The organism is Streptomyces sp., assembly GCF_035563135.1.
Lineage (GTDB): Bacteria > Actinomycetota > Actinomycetes > Streptomycetales > Streptomycetaceae > Streptomyces.
The window spans coordinates 1-8,058 of record NZ_DATMVN010000416.1; the positions used below are offsets into that span (position 1 = coordinate 1).

4 protein-coding genes are annotated in these 8,058 nt (G+C 71.0%); 3 read left to right on the forward strand and 1 reads right to left on the reverse strand.

Annotation, left to right across the window (positions count from 1 at the left end):
• From VN520_RS18220 to VN520_RS18230, 3 genes are all read left to right on the forward strand, one after another.
• The coding region (locus VN520_RS18220) for a condensation domain-containing protein (protein WP_325747984.1) at positions 1–2,188 on the forward strand (2,188 nt) is incomplete at its 5' end.
• The gene (locus VN520_RS18225; RefSeq protein ID WP_325747985.1) at positions 2,185–3,600 is read left to right on the forward strand and encodes an MDR family MFS transporter; all 1,416 of its coding nucleotides are present in this window, start codon (positions 2,185–2,187) and stop codon (positions 3,598–3,600) included. The genes VN520_RS18220 and VN520_RS18225, both read left to right, overlap by 4 nt.
• A 283-nt stretch (positions 3,601–3,883) precedes the next feature.
• Positions 3,884–6,892: a family 16 glycoside hydrolase gene (locus tag VN520_RS18230; protein ID WP_325747986.1), complete on the forward strand. Its 3,009-nt coding sequence runs from the start codon at positions 3,884–3,886 to the stop codon at positions 6,890–6,892.
• A 109-nt stretch (positions 6,893–7,001) separates the two neighbouring features.
• Here VN520_RS18230 and VN520_RS18235 read toward each other — a convergent pair whose 3' ends face one another.
• A complete protein-coding gene (locus tag VN520_RS18235) occupies positions 7,002–7,793 on the reverse strand; it encodes a hypothetical protein (RefSeq protein ID WP_325747987.1) in 792 nt (263 codons plus the stop codon).
• Positions 7,794–8,058 lie beyond the last annotated feature (265 nt).

Here is an 8,058-nt window from a genome sequence, read left to right on the forward strand (position 1 = left end):
GGTCCGGGCGTCCATGGACCCGCGCACCGGGCCCCTGCTGCGCGCGGTGTGGGTGGACGCGGGTGCGGCCCGGCCGGGCAGGCTCGTCCTGATCGCGCACCATCTGGTCGTCGACGGTGTGTCCTGGCGCGTCCTGCTGGAGGACGCGGAACACGCCTGGTCCGGCGGGACGCTGGCCCGGCACGGCCAGTCGTTCCTCGGCTGGGCGCGTTCACTGCACGACGCCGACCGGAGTGCCGAACTGCCGCACTGGCGGCGGATGAGGGCCACACCGGCACTCACCCGCCCGCTCGATCCCGCCCGGGACACCGTGGCCACCGCGGAGCACCACGAGATCCGGCTCGACGCCGACTCGACACGCGCTCTGATCACGACCCTGCCCGCCGCCCACCGCACCACGCCGGACGCCGTGCTGCTGACGGCGCTCGCCCAGGCGGTACGGGACTGGCGCGGGACGCAGCAGCTCCTGGTCGCCCTGGAGAGCCACGGCCGCCCGCGGCAGGTCGACCTGTCCCAGACCGTCGGCTGGTTCACCGCCGTCCACCCCGTGCTGCTCGACGCGGACGACGACGTGCAGGCGGTCAGGGAACGGCTGCGCGCACAGGGCGACGGCCTCGGCCACGGCATCCTCACCGCGGCGGGGCTGCTGGACCCGGAGCGACCGGAAGTGGCCTGGAACTACCTCGGCCAGTACCCCGGCGCCCCTGTTCAGGAGACGCCGTGGCAAGCACCTCCGGACGCCGATCCGCTCGGCTCCGGCGGCTCCGGGGCGATGCCCCTGCCCCACAGCCTCATGGTCAACGCCCTCGTACGCGACGATGTGCTCGGCGTCCGGATCACCTGGCCCTCCGCCCTGTTCACCGCCGCCGAGATCGAGGACCTGGCCGGGAACCTGCGAAACGCGCTCCTGCGCACCGCCGCCGCCCCGGAGATCAGGGAGCTCGGCCCCGGACACCCGGTCGCCGGGGTACAACCGCTCACACCGCTCCAGGAAGTGATGCTGCGCCACTCGCGCACCGAGCGGCCCGACCCGTACACCGTGCAGTCGGCGTTCTCCCTGGCGGGCACGCTCGACGTCGACGCCCTGCGCGCCGCAGGCGCCGACCTGCTGGCCCGCCACCCGAACCTGGGCGCTGTGTTCCCCGCAGCCCTGGCGGTGATCCCCGCACGGTCCGCACCGGACTTCCGGGTGACCGACGGGCCGGCCGAGGAGGTGCTGGCCGCCGACCTGGCCGAGCCCTTCGACCTCGCCCGGGGCCCGCTCGTCCGCCTGACCGTGATCCGGCGGGGTCCCGAGCGTGCCGACCTGGTCCTGACCAGCCATCACGTCCTCTCCGACGGCTGGTCGGCCCCCCGCATCCTCACCGAGCTGTTCGCCCTCTACACGGCGCGGCTCAGCGGAGGCTCTCCGGACCTGCCCGGCCCCGTGCCGTTCGCCGACTACCTGCGCTGGTGCGCCGACCACGAGCCCGATCTCGGCGCCTGGACCGCCGAACTGGACGGCCTGCCCGAGGGCGACTACCTGAGCGGCGGCGAACCCGGCCCCGCGGGACCGGCGCCCGAGGTCATCGACCTCGACGCAGCACTGGTGGACGGCCTCGGCCGCCTGGCCGCACGGCGCGGTCTGACCCGCAACACACTCGTGCAGGGCGCGTGGGCGGTGCTGCTCGCCCGGCGGTCGGGCCGCACGGACGTCTGCTTCGGCGCCATGGTCGCCTGCCGTCCCCCGGACCTGGAGGGCGTCGAGGAGATCATCGGGCTGCTGGCCAACACCGTTCCCGTACGCGCACGGCTCGGCGGCACGCTCGCCGACACGCTCGCCGGTCTCCAGGCGCGCCAGCGGGCCCTGGTGGAGCACCATCACGTGGCCCTGTCCGACCTGGAACGGCTGACCGGGCGGCGCAGGCTGTTCGACAGCCTGGTGGTGTTCGAGAACTACCCCGTCGACCCGGACAGGCTCCGCGAACCCGCCCCCGGGCTCACCGTCGTCGGAACCCGCTTCCGTGAGGCCACGCACCACCCGGTGACCCTGACGGTCATGCCGGAAGGCGACGGCTGGACGGGCGTGCTCGCCCACCGGGACGGAGCGGACGTCGAGGGACTCGCCGAGGAGTTCCTCGACCTGCTCCGGTCCCTGGACGAGCACATGGACGACGACGTGTGCCGTCTCCTGGAGGGCAACCGATGAGCGGGGACGTGGCGCCGCCCGTCGAGCGCGTGGACCGGCAGCTGATGCGGGTCGCCTTCATCCTGGTGCTCGGTACCTTCATGGCCTCGCTGGACGCCACCATCGTCAGTGTCGGCGTCGAAGCCCTGACGGACGAGTTCGGGGCGTCCGTCGCGGAGATCCAGTGGGTCACCACGGCCTACCTGCTGGCCGTCGTCGCCGCCGTGCCCGCGTCCGGCTGGCTGGCCGGCCGGTTCGGCGGACGGCGGACATGGCTCGCCGCCGTGGGCGTGTTCCTGGCCGGCTCGGTCCTGTGCGCGCTGGCCTGGTCGGTGACCAGCCTGATCGTCTTCCGGGTGGTCCAGGGCCTCGGCGGCGGTCTGCTGCCCGCGACGGGACAGGCGTTGCTGGCCCGTGTCGCAGGCCCGAACCGCACCGGCCGGGTGATCAGTGTCGTCGCCGTCGTCCCGCTGCTCTCCCCGGTGTTCGGCCCGTTGGCGGGCGGATCCATCCTCAGCGTGGCGCCATGGCCGTGGCTCTTCCTGGTCAACCTGCCGATCGGTCTGGCCGCGGCGCTGCTCGCCCGCCGCCACGTGCCCGCGGTGCCGCCGTCGACGCAGCGGACGGCGTTCGACCTGCGGGGGGCCCTGCTGCTCTCGCCCGGCCTGGCCGTGCTGGTGTACGGGCTGACCGAGGTGGCCCACGGCCGCACCCTCCCCGCCGTGCTCGGCGTATCGCTGGGGCTCGTGATGCTGGCCGGCTTCATCGTGCACGGGCTGCGGACCCGGCGTACACCGCTGGTCGACCCCCGGCTGTTCACCCGGCCGCCCTTCGGCGCCGCCGCTCTCGCGCTGCTGGTGCTGGGCGCGTCCGTGTTCGGCACGATGTTCCTGCTGCCGCTGTACTTCCAGACCGGCCGTGGACTGTCGGCGTGGGAGGCCGGGCTGCTGCTCGCCCCCCAGGGACTGGGCGCGGCCGCAGGCTCGGTGCTGGTGAACCGCACCATCGACAAGGTCGCGCCACGGACCCTGGTCGTGACCGGCATCGTGCTGATCCTGGCGGGGACCGTGCCCTTCACCCAGCTCGGTCACGACCTCCCTGACATCGTGATCGCCGCAGCGCTCGCGGTCCGCGGCCTCGGCATGGCGATGGTCGGCGCACCCGTGATGAACATCGTCTACAGCCGCATCGAACCCGAGCAGCTTCCCCGCGCGTCCGGAGCGCTCAACCTGCTCAACACGGTGGGTGGTTCGGTGGGCACGGCAGCCCTGGCAGTGGTCCTGCAGAGCCGGCTGGCCGTCCGCGGCCCGGACATCTCCTGGGCGTTCGCCGACACCTTCTGGTGGGTGCTCGGCTTCTGCCTGCTCGCTGCAGCCGGAGCCACGAGGCTGCCCCGGACCCGGGCCAGGGCAGCGGCAACGGCTCCACGCTGACGGGTGTCGCCACGGGCCGGTGCCCCTGTCCGCTCCTGCGGACAGGGGCACCGGCCCGTGGCGCGGGCCCGTGTCCGTCATCGGCCCCAGGCGGCCCGATGCCGTTCTGTCGCTTCCTGCCCGAGATGAACTCATCGCCAGGAGAGGAACTTTGAACTCGCAGATGACAAAGTATGGACTTCTCCAGCAGAAGCCCCCTAGCGTGGCGGCGCAACCGTAGGCGTAATGCCGTTTCGCGGATCAGTACAGCCCGACCGGAGTGCGACCCCCCTCTGGAGGACCGATGCATCCACGGCTGTTCCAGCGTGCCCGAAAACAGCTCACCACCCTGCTCGTCGGGGGCTTTCTCGCGGGAGGTGTCTGGGCCGCACCCCCGGCCGCCGCCGCACCCGGCGACATCCCGCCCCAGGAACCGGGCGTCACCCTGCGCGTCTTCGACACCCAGGTGCCACTCAGCGCACTGTGTACGCTCAAGCCCGGCCAGACGCCCAACCACGACAAACTGATGTCCACCGTGGACTGGTCCACCGCCGGCGACTTCGGCGGCCACACCGACAACTTCGTGGCAGAGGTGTCCGGTTACCTGGTCGTCCCCGCCGACGGGACGTACACCTTCCGTCTCAACAGCGACGACGGGTCGCGGCTCGTCATCGACGGCCGGGAGGTCATCGACCACGACGGCCTGCACGGCGCCGAGCCCAAGGACGGATCCGCCCAGCTCACCGCAGGATCACACCCGTTCCGGATCGACTACTTCGAGCGAGGCGGCGATCAGCAGCTGACGCTCGCGTGGAGGCCCCCGGGCGCGGACGGCTTCGCTGTCATCCCCCGCGAAGCCCTGAGCACGGATGCCGGGGTCGTCCGGGTCACCGCGCCCGGTCGCAAGGAGTGCGAATCCGGCACGGACAGCCCGGGTGACGGCCTGCCGCTCACCGATGTGCGCCCCGACCTCGACCTCACCGACCTGCGCCCGGACGGTTTCGAACCCCAGGTCACCGGCATGGACTGGCTGCCCGACGGACGTCTGGCACTGTCCACATGGGGCGGCTCCGAGACCCGCGCCGGAGAGGTGTACCTCCTCGGCAACGTCACGGGTGACACCAGCCGGGACGAGGTGACGGTGGAGAAGATCGCCGAGAACCTGCGCGAACCCATGGGCATCAAGTACGTCGACGGTTCGCTCTATGTCTCGCAGAAACACGAGCTGACCCGACTCGTCGACACCGACAAGGACTTCGTCACCGACGAGTACCGCACGGTCGCCACCTGGCCGTACAGCGGGAACTTCCACGAGTTCGCCTTCGGGCTGCTCTACCGTGACGGTCACTTCTACGTGAACCTGTCCGTCGCCATCAACTACGGCGGTGCCACCACCACCCCGCAGCCGGCACCGGGCCGCGGCACGACGTACAAGGTGTCCAAGAAGACCGGCAGGATCCAGCCTGTCGCGGGGGGCCTGCGCACCCCGAACGGGATCGGCTGGGGCCCCGGCGGTGACATCTTCACCACGGACAACCAGGGCGGCTGGCTGCCGGCGTCGAAGCTCGTCCAGATCAAGAAGGATCGTTTCTTCAACCACTACACCGAGCCGTCGGGCCCGTTCGACACCAGGCCCGTCACCCAGCCGGTGCTCTGGCTGCCCCAGAACGAGATCGCCAACTCGCCGAGCACACCGCTGCATCTGAAGGAAGGCCGGTTCGCCGGCCAGATGCTCATCGGCGACGTCACCTACGGCGGACTCCAGCGCGCCTACCTGGAAAAGGTGAAGGGGCAGTACCAGGGAGCCGTGTTCCGCTACACCCAGGGACTCGAAGCAGGCGTCAACCGCATCACCATGGGGCCCGACGGCGCGATATACGCGGGCGGGCTCGGCGCCGACGGCAACTGGGGCCAGGAAGGGAAGCTGAAGTTCGGCCTGCAGAAGCTCACGCCGAACGGCGGCAACACCTTCGACGTCAAGGAGATGCGCGCGGTACCCGGCGGCTTCGACCTGGAGTACACCCAGCCGCTGTCGGAGGCCACCGCGCAGGAGCTGGCGTCCCGCTACCAGGCGGAACAGTGGCGCTACACCCCGACATCCGACTACGGAGGCCCGAAGATCGGCGAGGAGCAGCTCGCCGTGCGCTCGGCGACGCTCGCCGACGACGGACGGACCGTGAGGGTGCTCCTCGACGGGCTCAAGCCCGGCCGGGTCGTACACCTCCGCTCACCGCGCCCCTTCGCTTCCGCGTCCGGCGAGACGCTGTACAGCACGGAGGCCTGGTACACGCTCAACGCCCTGCCGGGCAAGCAGCCGCCGCCGGCCACGCTGTACGAGGCGGAAGAGGCGCGGCTCACCGGGACGGCCGGTATCAACACCGACCACCCCGGTTACTCGGGCAGCGGTTTCGTCGACCGGTACCACACGGAGGGCAAGGCCGCCACGACCTTCGACGTGACGGTCCCCAGAGCCGGTGACTACGCCGTGAACCTGCGGTACTCCAACGGCCCCGACCCCTACCGGGGGACCAAGGCGCTGTCCCTCCACGTCAACGGGAAGAACCTGAGGCAGACGCAACTCGCCTCGACCGGCACCTGGGACACCTGGTCGACGCAGACCGAGCGGGTCCGCCTGCACGCGGGGCCCAACACCGTCTCCTACCGTTTCGATCCCGGTGACGCCGGTCATGTCAACCTCGACATGCTCACTGTGCTCCCTCATGGTGCGCCCGTCACCCTCTTCGACGGCACCGCCGCTTCCCAGGAGCAGTGGCAGCACACGGACGGCAGGCGCGTCGAATGGCCACGGGCCGACGAGCAGTCGATGGAGGTGTGCTGCGGCGACATCCGTACCAAGGACGCCTACCAGGACTTCAGACTGCGCCTGGACTTCCGGGTGCCGCTGCTGCCGGACGACGTGACCGGCCAGGACCGGGGCAACAGCGGCATCTATCTCCAGGACCGCTACGAACTCCAGGTCCTCGACTCCTACGGCGACACCACCCTCGACACGAACGAGGCCGGGGCGATCTATCAGAAGAAGGCGCCGGACGTGAACGCGGCCACGGCTCCTGAGACGTGGCAGACGTACGACATCACCTTCCGCGCGGCACGCTTCGACGGCGGCGGCCGCAAGACCGCCGACGCACGGGTGACGGTGGTGTGGAACGGCCGGAAGATCCACGATGACATCGCGATCGACGGACCGACCGGTGCGGGTCTTGCGGAGGGCCCGTCGGCCGGAGCGATCCGGCTGCAGGACCACGGGAACAAGGTGCGGTTCCGCAACATCCGGATCGAGCCGCTGAGCTGAGTCCCGGGCCTTCAGCGTTCCGGATCTTTCAGCTGACGTGGGGCACCTGCGGGATCCCGCAGGTGCCCCACGTCAGCCACGGTCGTCGGACCGGGCGCCGGGGCAGGCGTCAACCCTGCGGAGCCTCCGGCGCACGCCAGGCTGCCGCGAGTCCTTCCAGCCACGCCGGGGGCAGTTCCGCGTGCTCCCATTCCGCCCGGAGCGCTGACGGCGCAAAGATGAGGCGTTCGAGTACGGCGATGCTCGTGGGGGAGTGGAGGAGGGAGTAGCGGCCGTGGAGGGCGATGCGGCTGCGCGGCCCGTAGTGCGCGTACAGCTGAGCCAGCCGTTCCCGGTGGGACTCGGCGAACCGCGCCAGCTTTCCGGCGTACCCGATCCGTCCCACGACGCTCATCGTGCCGAGCAGCGCGGTGAGGACCTCGTCCGACACCTCGGGGTCCAGGTCCGAGGTGTCACTGAAGGTGAGGAAGAGCGGTGTCACGGCGACCTTCGCGCGCTCCACGTCCATCCTCCCGACGGGGTGGCGGACTCGTTCGGCGTCCCCCGCCGAGTCGGACACGGCCGGGCCGATGGCACGTTCGAGTGCCCGCTCGGCGACGCGGGCGAGTGCGTCGCCGACGGCCCGGGCGCCGTCGTGCCGGCCGGTGCCGTACGCGTCCCCGTCCTCGGCGGGAACGCCCTCCGTCCCACCGACCTCGCCGTGTGCGTCTGCGATCGCGCCGGCTTCGACGAGCGCGATCAGTTCTTCGGCTTCGGCCCGGAACACTCCGGCGCGGCCGAGGAGTTCGAGAAGAGTGTTCCTGGCGTTCGCCACGCTGGTGGAATCCAGCGGGGGCCGGCCCGTTCCGGTGGTGTCGATCGTGTCCCCCTCGTCGGCGTCGATCCGGTGTGTCAGCGGCACGTGGCGCTCCTGCCGCGCCCGTCCGTGCCCGGTGTGGTGAGGCTTCCGCCGGCAGCGGCTGCCACCCGGCTTCCCAAGTCTCCATGACACCATCCGTCAACGCCGCACCCGGGCGGTTTCGGATGGCTCGTGGCGTGAGCGGTTCCGGTCTATACCAAACCCTTGACACGGTCCACGTTCATTCCTTAAATCAAGGACTGAACCAACGATGAGTGAACTACGCACCTCCACCCCTTCACTCCCGACGCCCGGCCCGGGAGGGGCG

Excerpts from the sequence above, each read along its gene's own strand:
- VN520_RS18225 (WP_325747985.1), top strand. The coding sequence starts at position 2,185 with ATGAGCGGGGACGTGGCGCCGCCCGTCGAGCGCGTGGACCGGCAGCTG.
- VN520_RS18230 (WP_325747986.1), top strand. The coding sequence starts at position 3,884 with ATGCATCCACGGCTGTTCCAGCGTGCCCGAAAACAGCTCACCACCCTG.